The 15,635-nt window shown below is 46.4% G+C and carries 12 protein-coding genes; 10 read left to right on the forward strand and 2 right to left on the reverse strand.

What is annotated here, in order from left to right:
* Positions 1 to 215 precede the first annotated feature (215 nt).
* The 7 genes from ftsE to AC1MEO_RS19020 all read left to right on the forward strand — a co-directional run bounded on the left by ftsE (position 216) and on the right by AC1MEO_RS19020 (position 6,702).
* Complete coding sequence (gene ftsE / locus AC1MEO_RS18990) at positions 216 to 902, forward strand: cell division ATP-binding protein FtsE (protein WP_480333439.1); 687 nt, start codon at positions 216 to 218, stop codon at positions 900 to 902.
* Entirely contained in the window at positions 892 to 1,776 is an 885-nt protein-coding gene (gene ftsX, locus AC1MEO_RS18995) for a permease-like cell division protein FtsX (RefSeq protein WP_480333441.1), read from the forward strand. Before ftsE ends, ftsX begins: the two co-directional genes overlap by 11 nt.
* 118 nt (positions 1,777 to 1,894) lie before the next feature.
* Entirely contained in the window at positions 1,895 to 3,361 is a 1,467-nt protein-coding gene (locus tag AC1MEO_RS19000; protein WP_480336144.1) for a murein hydrolase activator EnvC family protein, read from the forward strand.
* Positions 3,362 to 3,493: 132 nt separating this feature from the next.
* Positions 3,494 to 4,072 carry a peroxiredoxin family protein gene (locus AC1MEO_RS19005; RefSeq protein ID WP_480333443.1) on the forward strand — a complete coding sequence of 193 codons (579 nt, stop codon included), beginning with the start codon at positions 3,494 to 3,496 and terminating at the stop codon, positions 4,070 to 4,072.
* 11 nt (positions 4,073 to 4,083) lie between these two features.
* Positions 4,084 to 5,190, forward strand: coding sequence for a trans-sulfuration enzyme family protein (locus AC1MEO_RS19010; protein ID WP_480333445.1), 1,107 nt, complete (start codon positions 4,084 to 4,086; stop codon positions 5,188 to 5,190).
* Between the two features lie 90 nt (positions 5,191 to 5,280).
* Complete coding sequence (locus tag AC1MEO_RS19015; RefSeq protein WP_480336145.1) at positions 5,281 to 6,432, forward strand: PDZ domain-containing protein; 1,152 nt, start codon at positions 5,281 to 5,283, stop codon at positions 6,430 to 6,432.
* 12 nt (positions 6,433 to 6,444) lie between these two features.
* A complete protein-coding gene (locus tag AC1MEO_RS19020) occupies positions 6,445 to 6,702 on the forward strand; it encodes a CsbA family protein (RefSeq protein ID WP_480333447.1) in 258 nt (85 codons plus the stop codon).
* A gap of 24 nt (positions 6,703 to 6,726) precedes the next feature.
* Here the strand turns inward: AC1MEO_RS19020 and AC1MEO_RS19025 are convergent, their stop codons facing one another.
* The gene (locus AC1MEO_RS19025) at positions 6,727 to 7,032 is read right to left on the reverse strand and encodes an AzlD domain-containing protein (protein ID WP_480333449.1); all 306 of its coding nucleotides are present in this window, start codon (positions 7,030 to 7,032) and stop codon (positions 6,727 to 6,729) included.
* Positions 7,032 to 7,724, reverse strand: a complete 693-nt coding sequence (locus AC1MEO_RS19030) for an AzlC family ABC transporter permease (protein WP_480333451.1) — start codon at positions 7,722 to 7,724, stop codon at positions 7,032 to 7,034. Before AC1MEO_RS19030 ends, AC1MEO_RS19025 begins: the two co-directional genes overlap by 1 nt.
* A 155-nt stretch (positions 7,725 to 7,879) precedes the next feature.
* Between AC1MEO_RS19030 and AC1MEO_RS19035 the strand changes: the two genes are divergently transcribed.
* From AC1MEO_RS19035 to addA, 3 genes are all read left to right on the forward strand, one after another.
* Positions 7,880 to 8,491 carry a TVP38/TMEM64 family protein gene (locus AC1MEO_RS19035; protein ID WP_480333453.1) on the forward strand — a complete coding sequence of 204 codons (612 nt, stop codon included), beginning with the start codon at positions 7,880 to 7,882 and terminating at the stop codon, positions 8,489 to 8,491.
* Between the two features lie 78 nt (positions 8,492 to 8,569).
* Positions 8,570 to 12,046, forward strand: coding sequence for a helicase-exonuclease AddAB subunit AddB (gene addB, locus AC1MEO_RS19040; RefSeq protein ID WP_480333455.1), 3,477 nt, complete (start codon positions 8,570 to 8,572; stop codon positions 12,044 to 12,046).
* Positions 12,024 to 15,632 carry a helicase-exonuclease AddAB subunit AddA gene (gene addA / locus AC1MEO_RS19045; RefSeq protein ID WP_480333457.1) on the forward strand — a complete coding sequence of 1,203 codons (3,609 nt, stop codon included), beginning with the start codon at positions 12,024 to 12,026 and terminating at the stop codon, positions 15,630 to 15,632. The genes addB and addA overlap by 23 nt, the downstream gene beginning before the upstream one ends.
* Positions 15,633 to 15,635 lie beyond the last annotated feature (3 nt).

The following is a 15,635-nucleotide window of genomic DNA, read 5'->3' on the forward strand; positions in this document are numbered from 1 at the left end:
ACTTTTTTATTATTAGGACGGAATAATATGGAATTAAATTAATAGATTACTATCTACAAAATTAATTTTTCTTATAGTTCAGATTATTCAATTTGAATTCCAAATGATACAGAAATGTAATAAAAATATATGTTTAAGGTGTTATAATAAGTTTGCTGCAAAAATCCAAGGAAATAATTTTGGCGTAAGCCAATTACTAATAGGTGGGTAATAAAATGATTCAAATGAAGAACGTCTACAAAAAGTATCCGAATGGAATTGTCGCCTTGAACGGTCTCAACGTTGAAATCGAACAAGGGGAATTCGTATATATCGTAGGCCCGAGTGGTGCAGGGAAATCCACATTCATCAAAATGATGTATCGTGAAGAACGGCCATCCTCTGGTCAAATGTTCGTTGATGATATTGACATAGCGACATTGAAGAACCGAAAAGTCCCAATGCTGCGCCGACAGATTGGCGTTGTGTTTCAGGATTTCAAATTGCTGACAAAGTTGAATGTCTATGAGAATGTAGCATTTGCGCTGGAGGTAATTGAAGAAAAGCCCGCTGACATCAAAAAACGTGTCATGGAAGTATTGGATTTGGTCGGATTGAAACATAAAGCTAAAATGTTTCCGACAGAATTATCCGGTGGAGAACAGCAACGTGTATCCATCGCCCGGTCTATCGTCAACATGCCAAAAGTGATGATTGCAGATGAGCCAACAGGAAATCTTGATCCTGAAACAGCATGGGACATTATGAACTTGTTTGAGCGCATCAACAAAGCAGGAACCACCGTTATTATGGCAACCCACAATCAACAGATCGTTAACACGCGGAGACATCGTGTAATCGCAATAGAAGGCGGCTTAATTGTCCGCGATGTAGCTGGAGGTGACTACGGCTATGAAGGCTAGAACTATGATGCGCCATTTTAAGGAAAGCTTTAAAAGCATCGGCCGCAACAGCTGGATGACATTTGCATCTGTAAGTGCTGTAACAGTAACGTTATTGTTGGTCGGAGTATTTGTTCTCATCATGATGAACCTCAATAAAGTGGCAGATGATCTCGAAAATGATGTTGAAATCAAAGTGTTTGTTTCATTGGATGCTACAGAAGAGACGGTACAGAACCTGGAATCACGGATTATTGAAATGCCAGGTGTAGAATCTACTGACTTCTCGACAAAAGAAGAAGAACTGACTGACTTAGTCCTTGATTTCGGGGATGAGTTAAGCTTATTCGAACAAAGCAATCCATTGTTCGATGTTTTTTATGTAAAAGCAGTTGAGCCACAGCAAACCGAGAAAGTAGCCACAGATATTGCGGCTTTCGAGAATATAGAGGACGTCAAATACGGTGAAGGCAAAATTGAGAAGCTCTTTAACTTCCTGAACGCCGGAAGAAACGTAGGGCTGATCTTAATCCTGGCCTTGTTGTTCACCGCCATGTTCCTGATTTCGAATACCATTCGAATCACCATTGTCGCAAGGCGCCGTGAAATCGAAATCATGAAATTAGTGGGTGCTACAAACTGGTTCGTCCGCATTCCATTTATTTTGGAAGGCATGTGGCTTGGAATATTGGGCTCTCTCATTCCGATTGGCCTAGTAGCATTGCTTTACAGTAAGGTAACCGAATTTGCAGAGCCCCGCTTGAGTGGAGAACTGTTCCAGCTATTGGAGTTTACTCCGTTCATCTATCAGGTAAGTGCCTTGATCCTATTAATGGGTGTATTTATCGGCATCTGGGGAAGTTTCATGTCAATCCGGAAATTTTTACGAGTATAATATAGAGTAAGAACCGGCCTGCAGCTGTCCTATAATAGCTTCAGGCCGTTTAAAATGCAATAGAGAAGACAGAGATAGAAAAAGAGCGTAAAGCCGAAAGGGGATCACGAACTTGAACTTGAACTCGAAGTCGAAATGGTTGTTGACTGGTGTTTCATCTGTATTAGCACTAACGTTGTTGATTCCAACAGCAAACGCTGATACATTAAGTGAATTGCAGCAAGAGCAGCAGAAAATAGAACAAAAAGAAAATGAATTAAACTCTGGAATCAGTGAAAAATCCACTGAGATGAACCAGAACCAATCCACACTGGAAAGCATCATGGCTAAGATCCAGGAGCTGGAGAACAAAATGCAGGAAAACCAGTCGAAAATTAATGGAGTTCAAGGTGAAATCGATCAGACGATCGTTGAAATTGATGAACTGAAGGAATCCATCGAAGAGTTGGAAAGAAAAATCGCTGAACGTACAGAGTTGCTTCAAGAACGTGCACGTGCCATCCAATTGAGCGGCGGCTCTGTGGATTACATAGACGTATTGTTGGGTGCCAATAGTTTTGTTGACTTTATTGACCGTTTTTCGGCAGTAAATACCCTGATTGATGCAGATCGTGAAATCATGAACGAACAAGCAGAAGACAAAAAGCTGTTGGGTGAACAAAAAGCGCAAGTTGAAACAAAACTTGCTGAGCAGGAACAACGCCGTGCAGAACTTGTCAATCTTAAGAAATCATTGGATGGACAGAAAGCTGAGCAGGCAGGCCTTGTAAATGACCTGACAGCTGAGCAGGAACGTTTAGCGAAAGAAAAGACCACGCTTGTCCAGCAGCGCGAAGAAACGATTGACGTAAGTGCGGAATTGCAAACAAAAATTGCCGATGAACAAGCGCGGCTTGCAGAATTGGCAAGAAAAGCTGAAGAAGAGCGCTTGCGCAAGCTGGCTGCAGAACGTGCGGCAGCAGAAAAAGCAGCAGCAGAAAAAGCAGCAGCTGAGCGTGTAGCCTCAGAACGGGCAGCGGCAGAGCAAGCAGCATCGGAGAAAGTGGCAGCAGACCAAGCAGCTTCAAAAAAAGCAGCCAGCAAGTCTGAAGCTCCAAGTGCTCCTGTTGCAACAAGCACCCCAGCCCCGGCTCCAGCGTACAGCGCACCGGAACCAGCAGTTGCCGTTAATGCAAGTGCTGGGTTTATCCGACCGACAGCCGGCCGTTTTACTTCTAAATTCGGCTGGCGCGATATTGGTTCTGGTCAAGAGTTTCACCAGGGCGTAGATATTGCCAACAGCAAAGGCACCACAATTGTGGCAGCCGCAAACGGATTTGTATCCTATGCCGGCTCAATGGGGGGTTACGGCAACGTAATCATCATCACCCATTCGATTAATGGCCAGACGCATGCAACTGTATATGCACATCTGAATTCAATTGGCGTGTCAGTTGGACAACAGGTATCACAGGGACAAAACATAGGTGGAATGGGGAATACCGGACGATCATTCGGGGATCACCTGCATTTCGAAATCCATGTTGGACCTTGGAACGGCGGACGGACTAACGCAGTGAACCCTGCGAGCTACATTTCATTATAAGTTCAGGACAGCCGGCATCTAATGTCGGCTGTTTTTTTACATTCCTTTCATTCTGTCACATTTCCAAATAAACTTAGTGGAACAAACTGCCCGATTTATCGTATGATGAAACTTGAATGGAGTGAATAACAGATGCCTAAAAAGATAATCGGCTTATTGGTGCTTGCTGTTATGATAGCGCTTGTCGTTATAGGGGCCGTTAAGAACAATATGGCGGAATCTGAAGCGCTCGATACAATGGCTCTTGGCAGTGATGTGGATTTTTTGCCAACAGATGAAGGGTTGGCTAAAGGAGAAAAGGCTCCTGATTTTCAGTTGACTACCCTGGATGGTGAAGAGGTCAAGCTGTCGGATTATAAAGGGAAGAAAGTGCTGCTGAATTTCTGGGCTACCTGGTGCCCTCCTTGCAGAGCAGAAATGCCGCACATGCAAACCTATTATGAAGAGCAGGCTGAAGATGAAAATGTTGTGATCTTGGCAGTCAATTTAACGACTGAGGATAAAGGTCTTGAGAAAATTGAAGAGTTTGTAGAAGAGTTCGGATTGGAATTTCTGATTCCGATGGATGAAACTGGCGATGTAGGTTCTGCCTATCAGACAGTTTCCATCCCGACCTCGTACATGATTGATACAGAAGGGCGCATTCAAAATAAAGTGGTGGGTCCGATGGATGAATCGATGATGGAACAACTAATCGCAGAATTGGAATAGGAGATGGAATAATGGCGTCAATTGAAACGAAATCAGTCCACACAGCAACAATGAAAGAACGGACAATCCAATCGAAAGTTATGCCGCTTTACCAAACTTCCGCATTTTCTTTTGCTTCTTTGGAAGAGCTTGAAGGCTATTATGAAGGCAATGGCACGTATCTGTATTCACGCACAGCAAATCCCAACACTGATGCCCTCGGCCAAACTGTTGCTGATTTGGAGTTGGCTCCGAAAGGGGTTTCCGCATCTTCAGGAACCTCAGCGATTCTAGCCGGAATTCTGGCGGTTGTAAAAACTGGTGACCATATTTTGGCCGCTCAAGATGTTTATGGCGGAACATTTCACTTATTGAAGGAAGAACTGGTCCTGATGGGAATTCAGGTTCATTTCGCCGATTTTTCAAATATTGGCGATATCGAGCAAATTTTAATTGATTTTCCTGAAGTCAAGTTGATTTTCAGTGAATCCATCACCAATCCATTTTTGCGGTTGGAAGATATTGAAGTTCTTTGCCAGCTGAAACGACATTATGGTGTCCGGGTCATGATCGACAATACCTTTGCTACGCCATACACAATGACACCTTATTCCCTTGGTGCAGATTTGGTTGCTCACAGTGCAACAAAGTATCTTGGAGGCCACAGCGACGTCACAGCAGGCGTTTTAGTGGGAGATGCAGAATTGATCAGCATTGCAGAAAAACGCGTGGTGAATTTAGGCCTGAATCTGAGCCCTTTTGAAGCATGGCTGACGATTCGCGGCATCAAGACCTTGGCTCTTCGAATGAAGGCCCAAACAGAAAATGCGCAAGCGATTGCTGCATTTTTGGAAGGCAAAGCCCGTGTCTGGTATCCAGGAATAGGGGCGATCGTATCCTTTGAACTGCCGGAAACGATGGATATCTCAAAATTCTTTTCATCACTCGGCTGGATAAAGATTGTGCCGACGCTGGCAGGTGTGGAGACGACTGTCTCTTATCCGTATGGGACTTCGCATCGAGCTCTTTCAGCAGCAGAAAAAGAAAAAATTGGCGTTACACGCCAAGTGGTCCGGCTGTCTGCAGGAATTGAAGGCATTGAAGATATTTTAGAGCAATTGGGTTCCGCATTCGTTTAACTGAAAAAGAAGTGCAGAAAGCCGGTTTTCTTTGTTACAATGAGAGATAGCGTCAATTGCCGGTGATAGGAAGGTGTAAGTATAGTGATAATGGATTTAATATTAGCGATTGGAAGATTTTTTGTAAATCCGGTTTTATATATAGCATTGCTTGCCGCAGTGCTGTTGGGATATTATCGAGTAAAAAAAGAACGGAAAATGTTCAGGATTCGGATTGTCTATGGATTGACCGAATTTAAACGGCTGTTAAAAGATGGCTGGCTGTATGCCCTCGTCTACTCTGTGCTGTTTGCAGGAATCGGATTGGTTGTGCCGATGGGTTGGCTGATTGCCTTGGGGATCGTTTCCATTCTGCTGATGGCGACTACTTTTTACCGGGCCGGGTCATTCGTTTATTTGGCTTCAGCAGCTGTATTGCTGAGTTGGCTATTTGATGCCAAAGATTGGTCATTGAATTTCGGGTTATTCAGGTTTGAAGGAACGGAGTTTGCTTTCCAATGGCTGATTCCAGTAGCCCTGATTGCAGGAGCACTGGTCTTTGCAGAAGGTAAGATGATCGATAAAGCTGCTGCAGAAGCTGCTTCACCCCGGTTGCATAAATCAGGCCGCGGCCTTAAAGCTGCAGCTTATATCTCGAAGCGCTTATGGCTATTGCCGATTCTATTGGTGGTGCCAGGCACTTTGATTGATTCGTATGCACCTTTTTGGCCTCAATTGCCGATTGGTGAAACCAGCTTTTCACTGATTCTCTTCCCGTTCGTCTTTGGTTTCTTAGGGCGCTCGCAGCGGACATTGCCGGTTTATCTTTATCCTCTGGTTGGTAAAGCCGTTTCCACTTTAGGAATCAGCATCGTCGTTGTCGCTTTGGCTGCATTATTGTGGCAGCCCCTGGCCGCAGCGGCGCTGGCAGTCGGAGTAATCGGACGCATAGCCATCACGATCCACTTCTCATTGAAGGAACGCAGCGGCAATTATGCCGTAACACCGCAGTCCCAAGGGGTTATGATTGTCGATGTTTTGCCGGGTTCTCCTGCTGACAAAATGGGCTTATTGCGCGGAGAAGTCATCCGCAAAGTAAACGGCATCGCGATTGCAAACGAATCGGAGCTGTATGAAGCGATTCAGGTCAATGCCGCCCATTGCCGCCTGGAAGTGCTGGACCATAACTTGGAAGTGCGCTTGCGCCAACATGTTATTTTCCGCCATGATCATCATCGATTGGGATTATTAGTGGTCAATTAAGGAGCAAACTAAATGGAATCTATAGTAACGAAATTCTTCTTGTCTCTGCTGGTACCGGGATTGCTCGTCGTTTTGTTTACGAGAGTCACGTTCAACCACATTGTTGCATTGATTCTGACTGTGGCACTTATTGCAGCAGCCGTCTATGCGGGATACACTCAAACTTGGCTGCTGTTCGTCGTTAATGCGGCTTCTCTAACTGCCGGGTTCTGGTATTCCACAAGGATGTTCAATCGCAGAAAAAAAGCCGAAGCTCATGAAAATGAGTAACGGCTTTTTTTTTTCTGCATAATTTTAAATGAACACACTGAATACTGCCAGCACTGCGATAGATCCAAGGACGACTATCATAACATTCGCACCTGTAAAGGCGATGCCGAATGCTGCAATAGCACCGATAATTCCGAACCAGATATTATCCTGAATAAAAAAGATAGCCGGAAAAATCAAAGCCCCCAAAACAGCATATGGAATATTCCGTAAAATATTCTGGACCGGTTCAGGCAGTTCCCGGCCCTCCAGAAAAGTCAGCGGGATGGCGCGGGGAATATAAGTCACTACCGCCATGCCGAGTATCATCCACCAATACCATGAACCCATTACGTTTTCACACCTTTCCGTGAAACCCATTCAATAAAAATGGCGGAAGCTAAGGTTGCCACCATGATAGCCCACCCTGTGGACAGCCATTCTGTAAAATAAAAGAAGGAATTGACCAAGCCGGCAATGATAGCCAGGCTGACCACTTTTCGATTGCCGCGCATCGAAGGCACCAACAATCCAACAAACATGGCATAAAGTGCAATCGACATAGAGGCTTGGAGGAAATGCGGCAGGTTGGCGCCGATCAAATGGCCGATTGCTGTGAAAACGATCCAACTGCCATAAGCAATGACAATAACGCCGACTGCAAATGCAGTTGTTAATTTATTGCCTTTTTGCGTAGCCAACACGGAAAAAGATTCATCCGTGATCCCAAAAGCATACAACGCTTTTTTCCAACGGTCATCCGGCTGCATCTTTTCGTTGAGTGCCGCCGTCATTAGAAAATGCCGGATGTTGACGATAAAAGTATTCAAAACGATCACAGCAGGCGCTACCCCGGCTGTGATGAGAGACAGGGAAATGTACTGTGCTGCACCTGCATAGACGAAGATGCTCATCGCAGTGGCTTCCAGCAGGGAAAGTCCAGTGGTCTTTGCCAATAAGCCAAAGGTCAATGCTATCGGGAAATAGCCAATCGCAATACTGGTTCCAGCCTTTATTCCCGCAGAAAATTCGCGTCTGTCCATTTTTCTCGCTCCTTATGTATAGGTATTCCTTTTCCAAACTCAGTGAAAGAGTGTAAAGTAATTATAATAGCATATCATACAAGCTTTTAATTTTTTATCCGCATTTTAAAAATTTTGTACGTTAAAGGACTGAGCTTATGTCGGATTTTTTTTCCATGGAGAATATTGTTGAATTGACACAATCCTACCGGGCATTTGGTCCGTTAATCGGCTTTCTTTTGCCATTCATTGAAGCATTTTTACCGTTTTTGCCATTATTTGTTTTCGTCTTTGCCAATGCAACAGCTTACGGATTATGGATTGGGTTCCTTTTATCCTGGGGCGGTTCAGTCTTAGGTGCCTACGCGGTGTTCCTATTGATCCGCAAATATGGACGGGCACGTTTCATGAACTTTATGACAAGGCATGAAAAAGTGCAGAAACTGATTCATTGGGTGGAGCGAAACGGATTTGGTCCCTTGTTCCTGTTATTGTGTCTGCCTTTTACGCCATCTGCCCTGGTCAACCTTGTAGCCGGCCTATCGAATATTCGCAGACATTATTATTTACTGACGGTGATGGCAGGGAAATTTGTCATGGTCTTCACCATTTCGTTTGTCGGCTATGACCTGCGTGCTCTTTTTACACAGCCGATACGGACTGCCATCGTAATACTGGTGATCGTCCTATTGTATGTGATCGGCAAAATTCTTGAAAAACGATTAAATAAAAAAGTGGAAGCGGACTTTCGTCTGGCAAATGAAGAACGAAAAAAGCAAAAACTATAAGTGATTCTCTGAAGTTGGCTATCAACTTGGGAATATCGTATAATAAGAACAAATGTTCTTATTGGAAGGAGTGGTCATGTGTCTTTACGCATTGTATACGGCAGAGCAGGAGCGGGGAAAACCCGTTTTGTCCAAGAAGAAATAGTGGATGAATTAAAGCGGCAGGCGGATGGAGAGCCTATTTTCCTTATCGTGCCGGACCAGATGTCGTTTTCTACCGAGTATCGGCTTTCTGCTGCATACGGGATGAATGGCATGATCCGTGCACAGGCAGTGACGTTTAAACGGCTTGCCTGGCGCGTGCTGCAGGAAGTAGGGGGCATCAGCAGGAAAGAAGTGGATACTTTTGGTTACCGTATGCTGATCCGCAGCCTGCTGGAAGAACATCGTGATGACTTCCAATTGTTCCGCAGAGCGGCTGGCAAGCGCGGATTCACCGACCAAATAGAACAATTGGTGAAGGAATTCGCCCGCTATTGTGTGGATTGTGGAGAATTGAGTTCCATCCGTTCTTCATTAACTGAGCTTGGCGCGCCCCAAACGCTGCTGGACAAAGCGGAAGATCTGGAGTTGATCCTGACGGAGATTGAAAACCGGCTGGGCAAAGTGTTTGTGGATTCCGAAGGGCATCTGGCATTGCTAAGCGAGAAAATCCCTTACTCCGACCTGGTCAAATCAGCGACCATCTATATCGATGGATTTGTGACGTTCACAGCACGAGAGTATGAAATTCTGTTTGAATTAATGAAGCATGCCAAATCAGTGACCATTGCCTTGCCGATGGACGACCGGACAGATCCGAATGATGAGCAGGCGCTATTCTATCAATCTGCCAATACAGCCCGCCGATTAAGTGAACAGGCTACAAAAGATGGAGTCGACATTGACAGTCCGGTCCATCTTGCAGTGCCACGCAGGTTTACACATCCGGAACTGGAACATATTGAACAGCATTTTGATGATACCCCGGCCCCGAAAATACAGGGCCAAGGCCATGTATCTTTGATCGAGGCGTCGAACAGAAGAGCGGAAATGCATGCAGTGGCGCGGAGCATCAGAGACGAGGCCAGAAACGGTCTTCGTTATAATGAAATCGCGATTTTGTACAGACAGCCCGAAATTTACGATGAACTGATCAACACCATTTTTCCACAATACGAAATTCCTTATTTCATCAGCCAGAAAAAATCGATGCTGCATCACCCGTTGATCGAATTCAGCCGTTCGGTCCTTGAAGCGACCGTCTCCAATTATTCTTATGAATCAGTTTTCCGTGCGGTCAAGACGGATTTGTTTTTTCCGCAAGGACCCGTTACCAAATGGCGGGAACGAAGTGATGTGTTGGAGAACTTTGTCATTGCCAATGGCATTTACGGAGAACGCTGGTTTGAAGAAAAACGCTGGTTCTATAAAAAATACCGGGGGCTGGAATTCCATACCACCATCCAAACGGATGAAGAACTTGCGGCCCAAATGGAGCTTCATGCGGTCCGTGATTTAATCAGAGAACCTTTAGCGCAGTTAAAAGAACAACTAAAGCTCAGCAAGACGGGAAGAGATATGGCGGAGGCGCTGTTCCTGTTTATAGAGAAGATGGATGTTTATACAAAAATTCAGGATTTGAAAGAACGGGAAGAAAACGAGCACCGGTTGCTTGCGGCTACTGAACACGAACAGGCCTGGAATCAATGGGTTGGTGTTCTGGATCAATTTGTCTTGATGTTCGGAGACAAGGAAATCGATCTGGCGACAGCTGTCAAAATTCTCGATGAAGGGTTTGAAACGCTTGAATTTTCTCGGATTCCGCCTTCTCTGGACCAGGTGACGGTATCTAAAATCGATTTGGCGCGTTTGATGGACATCAAGTCAGTATTTGTCATCGGCGCCAATGACGGTGTCTTGCCGAAGCGCATCGAGCAAGAAGGGCTTTTGACGGATACAGACCGTGAGTGGTTTGCGCAGATCGGCTTTGAACTGGCGCCCACTTCGAAAATGCGTCTGATGGATGAGACATATATGGTTTACCGTGCCTTTACTTCGGCATCGGATCTGTTGACGGTTTCATACCCGATTGCAGATGAAGAAGGGAAAGCATTGCTGCCTTCACTCTATGTCCAGAAGTTGAAGGACATGCTGTCAATCGATACCGTTCCGGCGGTCATCGATCCTGAAGAGCTTTTGGATGTTTCACCGATGGCTTATATTTCGCATCCGCGGGCAAGTCTGGCTTATTTGACGTCACAGATCCGCGGCGGCAAATTGACAGCCGAATGGCGTGCTGTCTTGAACTATTATGAGGAAGATCCGTTCTGGTCTTCGGTCATCAAAAGGATTTTAGCGCCGATCAAACCGAATATAGCGGATCCGTTGCGGGAAGGCGTTGCAGAATCTTTGTACGGCACGCCAATTTCCTCCAGCGTGTCGCGGGTTGAAACCTATTATGGCTGTCCGTTTGCCCATTATGTGGCGTATGGACTGCGCCTTGAAGAACGCAGCCAATACAAACTGGCAGCGCCAGCGATGGGGGATCTTTTCCATGCGGCCATCAAATGGATTTCAGACGAAGTCCTGAGGCTTGGTGTGTCTTGGTCGTCATTGACACGGACACAATGCCAGAATTTAGCGAAAGAAGCGATTGAGCAATTGTCGCCTTATTTCGTCAACCATATCCTGATCAGTTCCCACCGCTATCGCTATATTCAGCATAAATTGGAGGGAATCATCCGACAGACAGCATTCATGCTCAGCAAACACGCCAAAGTTTCAGGTTTTGTGCCTGTTGCCCTGGAAGTTGGTTTCGGTCCCCAAGAAACGATCCCGCCGCTTGAAATTGCATTGAAGCATGGTCGCAAAATGAATGTTCGTGGACGCATCGACCGGATTGATTCGACTGAAATCCATGGCAAACCGTATTTGCGTGTCGTCGATTACAAATCGTCCAAACAGGGGCTCGACCTCAGCAATGTCTACCATGGCCTATCCCTTCAGACTTTCACGTATCTGGATGTGGCGTTGACCCATTCTGACCGGTGGCTCGGAGAAAGAGCGGAACCGGCAGGCGTGCTGTATTTCCATATGCACAATCCTATGCTGAAGCTGACGAAATTGATGACAGCAGAAGAGCTGGAAGAAGAGATGGCCAAATCCTTTAAAATGAATGGTTTGGTTGTTGAAGACCCGGAAGTGATTCAAGCCATGGATGATGGGATTGATGGCTATTCCAACGTCATACCGGTGAGGCTCAATAAAAGTGGTGCGGTGTCAGCCTCCCAATCCAAAACAGTAGTCAAAGAGGATATGCAGGCCATCCGCCAATTTGTCCGCAGCAAACATCAACAGGCTGGCAATGGCATATTGGACGGCAATACGAGCATCACCCCTTATAAAGTAAAAGAAGATACGCCTTGCCAATTTTGTTCCTATCGCTCGGTCTGCCAGTTCGACCCGGCGGACCCGGCACAGACTTACCGCAAACTGCCGGCTTTGCCGCCGGATAGAGCAGTAGAATTGATCAGAAAGGAGACCGCTGACGATGATACCGAAAAAACCGATTGATGCCACATGGACCGATGAACAATGGCTGGCAATTTGGGCAAAAGGCCAGGACATGCTCGTGTCAGCCGCAGCCGGTTCAGGAAAAACAGCCGTTCTGATCAATCGGATGATTGAAAAGGTGCTGGCTGAAGAAGATCCTATTTCAGTAGATGAGCTTTTAGTCGTTACTTTCACCAATGCATCAGCTGCTGAAATGCGGCACCGCATGTCGAACGCATTGGAAAAAGCCGTGGCGGACAATCCAGATTCCAACCACCTGAAAAAGCAATTGCGTTTGATCAATAAAGCTCAAATCTCTACTTTGCACTCTTTTTGTCTGCAGGTAGTAAAACAATATGCTTACCTTCTTGAAATCGATCCGGGATTCCGGATTGCAGGAGAGACTGAAGCAGCTTTGCTGCGGGATGATGTCCTGGAAGCGGTTCTTGAAACAGCTTATGAGGGAGAAGGGGCTGAAGCCGTATACCGGTTGGCGGACAGCTTTACTTCCGATCGCAGCGACCAGGCGATGGAGGTGCTGCTGAGCAAGCTTTATGATTATTCACGTGTGCACCCTGATCCGGAGCACTGGCTGCAGCAAGTACCGGCATTATACGATGTACCGGAATCGGCCACCATTGATGAACTTCCGTTTATCGGCGACCTGAAACTGACGATACGTCATGCTTTAGAGGAAGCGCTGCAGCTGACGCAGGAAGGGGTGCAACTGGCTTTACAGCCGGATGGTCCGGCTGTGCTGGAAGTTACCTTCAAGACAGATGCAGAAGTGATCCAAGCGGTGATTGCCGCTTTGGAAACTTCCTGGGACAGCCTTTATGCTTTTTCAAAGTCCTTCAAATTCGAAAAAGCGGCCAGTATCAAGAAGGATTCCTGTGACCCCGCAGTTGCAGAGGAAGCAAAGGCAATGCGCAATGAAGTGAAGAAAATCGTCAACGGCCTATTCGATGCTTATTTCACACGATCGCCTAAACGGCTTCTCGACGAAATGCGTGAGATGGCGCCCTTGATGAGGACCTTAGTAGAGCTGACACAGCTTTTTGCGGATCAATACAAAGCCCTTAAAATCGACCGTGCATTGGTTGATTTCTCTGATTTGGAGCATTATGCGCTGGAAATTTTATCGGATGACGGCAAACCATCCGCCATTGCAAAAGAATACCAGGATCGGTTCAAGGAAGTGCTGGTGGATGAATATCAGGATACCAATCTGCTGCAGGAAACTATTTTGAAACTGGTGAAGTCTGGAGACGAACAGGACGGAAATTTGTTTATGGTGGGCGATGTCAAACAATCGATCTACCGATTCCGGCTTGCTGAACCGATGCTTTTCTTAGGGAAATATTCCCGCTTTCGCCATGATGCGGAAGATGCCGGGCTGCGCATTGATCTGAACGCGAATTTCAGAAGCCGAAAGGAAATATTGGATGGCACCAATTATATTTTCTCGCAAATTATGGGCGAACGGGTTGGGGAAATCGACTACGATGAAGCTGCAGCATTAAAAGCCAAGGCGCCTTATCCCGAACAACAGATTCCCATTGAGTTGGCGTTGATCCACGAGCCGGAAATGGAAGAGGAAGCGGTGGATGAGGACCTGGTGAAATCCCAGTGGGAAGCGCGCTTTATCGCAAAGAAAATCAAAGAAATGATGGATCAGGAAATAGTGGTGAATGATCCCTGGACTCAGCAGCAGCGAAAGTTGGAATACCGGGATATCGTTGTCCTGATGCGCTCCATGACCTGGTCAGGAGACTTTGTGGACGAATTTAAGATGGCTGGGATTCCATTGTATGCTGAATTGACCGGCGGCTATTTTGATGCCCTTGAAGTGATGATTATGCTCAATACATTGCGTGTCATCGATAATCCGTACCAAGATATTCCACTGGCTTCTGTTTTGCGCGCACCGTTTATCGGGCTGAAAGAAAATGAATTGGCTGAGATCCGCTTAGCGGCACCCCAGGCATCCTTTTATGAAGCGGTCAAAACCTTTATGCGCGGTGGTACAGGAATCGATCCGGCCACTGCTGAAAAGCTTCAGCGCTTTATTCTGCAGTTGGAGGGATGGCGCAACCAGGCTCGCAGAGGCTCTCTGGCAGAGTTGATCTGGCAGGTCTATCTGAACACCAATTATTATGAGATGGCCGGTGCCATGACCAATGGCAAGCAGCGCCAGGCTAATTTGCGCGCATTGCATGACCGTGCGCTGGAATATGAAAAAACTTCTTTCCGCGGGTTGTTCCGTTTCTTGCGCTTTATTGACCGCATGCGCGAGCGCGGCGATGATCTGGGAACCGCCAAATCCCTTAGCGAAAAGGAAAATGTCGTTCGCCTCATGACGGTCCACAAATCCAAAGGGCTTGAGTTTCCAGTTGTCTTTTTTGCTGGAACAGGCCGTTCTTTCAATGAAATGGATTTCCGGAAATCCTATCTGTTCGATCAGGACTATGGATTAGCCGTCAAGGCGGTCAATCCGGATACGCGGATCGAATATACCTCGTTGCCTTTCCTGGCTGTCAGGGAAATGAAGCAGCTGCAGATGAAAGCGGAAGAGATGCGGGTTTTATATGTTGCGATGACACGCGCAAAAGAGCGTCTGTATTTGACGGCTTCTGTTAAAGACATCGATAAGCTCTTTGAAAAATGGAAAGTCAGCACGCATGATGTCCGGTTGCCGGATTTCATACGTTCCCGTGCAAAAGGCTATTTGGATTGGATTGGACCAGCCATAGCCAGACATCCGGATGCCGCGGAACTATTGAATGCCAATGGCAATTTTCTCGATCATTCTTCCCGCTTCCACATTGAAATCATCGAATCCCAGTCATTGCTTCCGGGAGTCGTGAATTTGGATGAGCTGTTGAAAGAGGGGAATGTGGATGAAAATTACCAGGAGCTTGTCAATGAGCGCTTCAATTATCAGTATCCGCATCAGAAAGCGGTTGACAAGCGCTCCAAGCAATCGGTGACAGAAATGAAAAGGCTGCAGATGCTGCAGCGCTTGGATGAGCCTGAATCCTTCATCCAAGCGGCAAAGCCTGAAAGAACGATGCTGCTGCACCGTCCGGATTTCATGATGGACAAACGCTTGTCAGCGGCCGACATCGGCACAGCAGTTCATGCAGTCATGCAGCATATACCCTTGGAGCGCACAATGGATTCCACCGAAATAAAAGAGTTTATCGAAACACTTGTCGGAATGGAAATCCTCTCGCCTGATGAAGGAACAGCGGTGAAAGTTGAAGAAATTGAACGTTTTTACGCCAGTGAGACAGCTAGGCGCCTTCGGTCAGCAAAGAACATAAAACGGGAAGTCCCTTTCACATACGCAAAAGCGGATACCGATGGAGACCATCAGATTATCCAAGGGATTGTCGATTGCCTGTTTGAAGAACAGGACGGCTGGGTTCTGCTGGATTACAAGACCGATCGGCTCTCGCATATCAGCGACGTCAATACAGAAATGGCTGAGCGTTATGGTGTCCAGCTGGCCGTCTATCAGGAAGCGGTTGAATCGATCTTAAGGATCCCGATCAAGGAACGGCTGCTTTATTTGTTTGCGGCAAGCCAAGAAGTGACTATTTAGGAG

The organism is Planococcus sp. BI3 (assembly GCF_056680115.1).

Bases quoted from the DNA above. Each gene is read 5' to 3' on its own strand.
- ftsE (WP_480333439.1), top strand. From the start codon at position 216: ATGATTCAAATGAAGAACGTCTACAAAAAGTATCCGAATGGAATTGTC.
- ftsX (WP_480333441.1), top strand. From the start codon at position 892: ATGAAGGCTAGAACTATGATGCGCCATTTTAAGGAAAGCTTTAAAAGC.
- AC1MEO_RS19005 (WP_480333443.1), top strand. From the start codon at position 3,494: ATGCCTAAAAAGATAATCGGCTTATTGGTGCTTGCTGTTATGATAGCG.
- AC1MEO_RS19010 (WP_480333445.1), top strand. From the start codon at position 4,084: ATGGCGTCAATTGAAACGAAATCAGTCCACACAGCAACAATGAAAGAA.
- AC1MEO_RS19015 (WP_480336145.1), top strand. From the start codon at position 5,281: ATGGATTTAATATTAGCGATTGGAAGATTTTTTGTAAATCCGGTTTTA.
- AC1MEO_RS19020 (WP_480333447.1), top strand. From the start codon at position 6,445: ATGGAATCTATAGTAACGAAATTCTTCTTGTCTCTGCTGGTACCGGGA.
- AC1MEO_RS19025 (WP_480333449.1), bottom strand. From the start codon at position 7,032: ATGGGTTCATGGTATTGGTGGATGATACTCGGCATGGCGGTAGTGACT.
- AC1MEO_RS19030 (WP_480333451.1), bottom strand. From the start codon at position 7,724: ATGGACAGACGCGAATTTTCTGCGGGAATAAAGGCTGGAACCAGTATT.
- AC1MEO_RS19035 (WP_480333453.1), top strand. From the start codon at position 7,880: ATGGAGAATATTGTTGAATTGACACAATCCTACCGGGCATTTGGTCCG.
- addA (WP_480333457.1), top strand. From the start codon at position 12,024: ATGATACCGAAAAAACCGATTGATGCCACATGGACCGATGAACAATGG.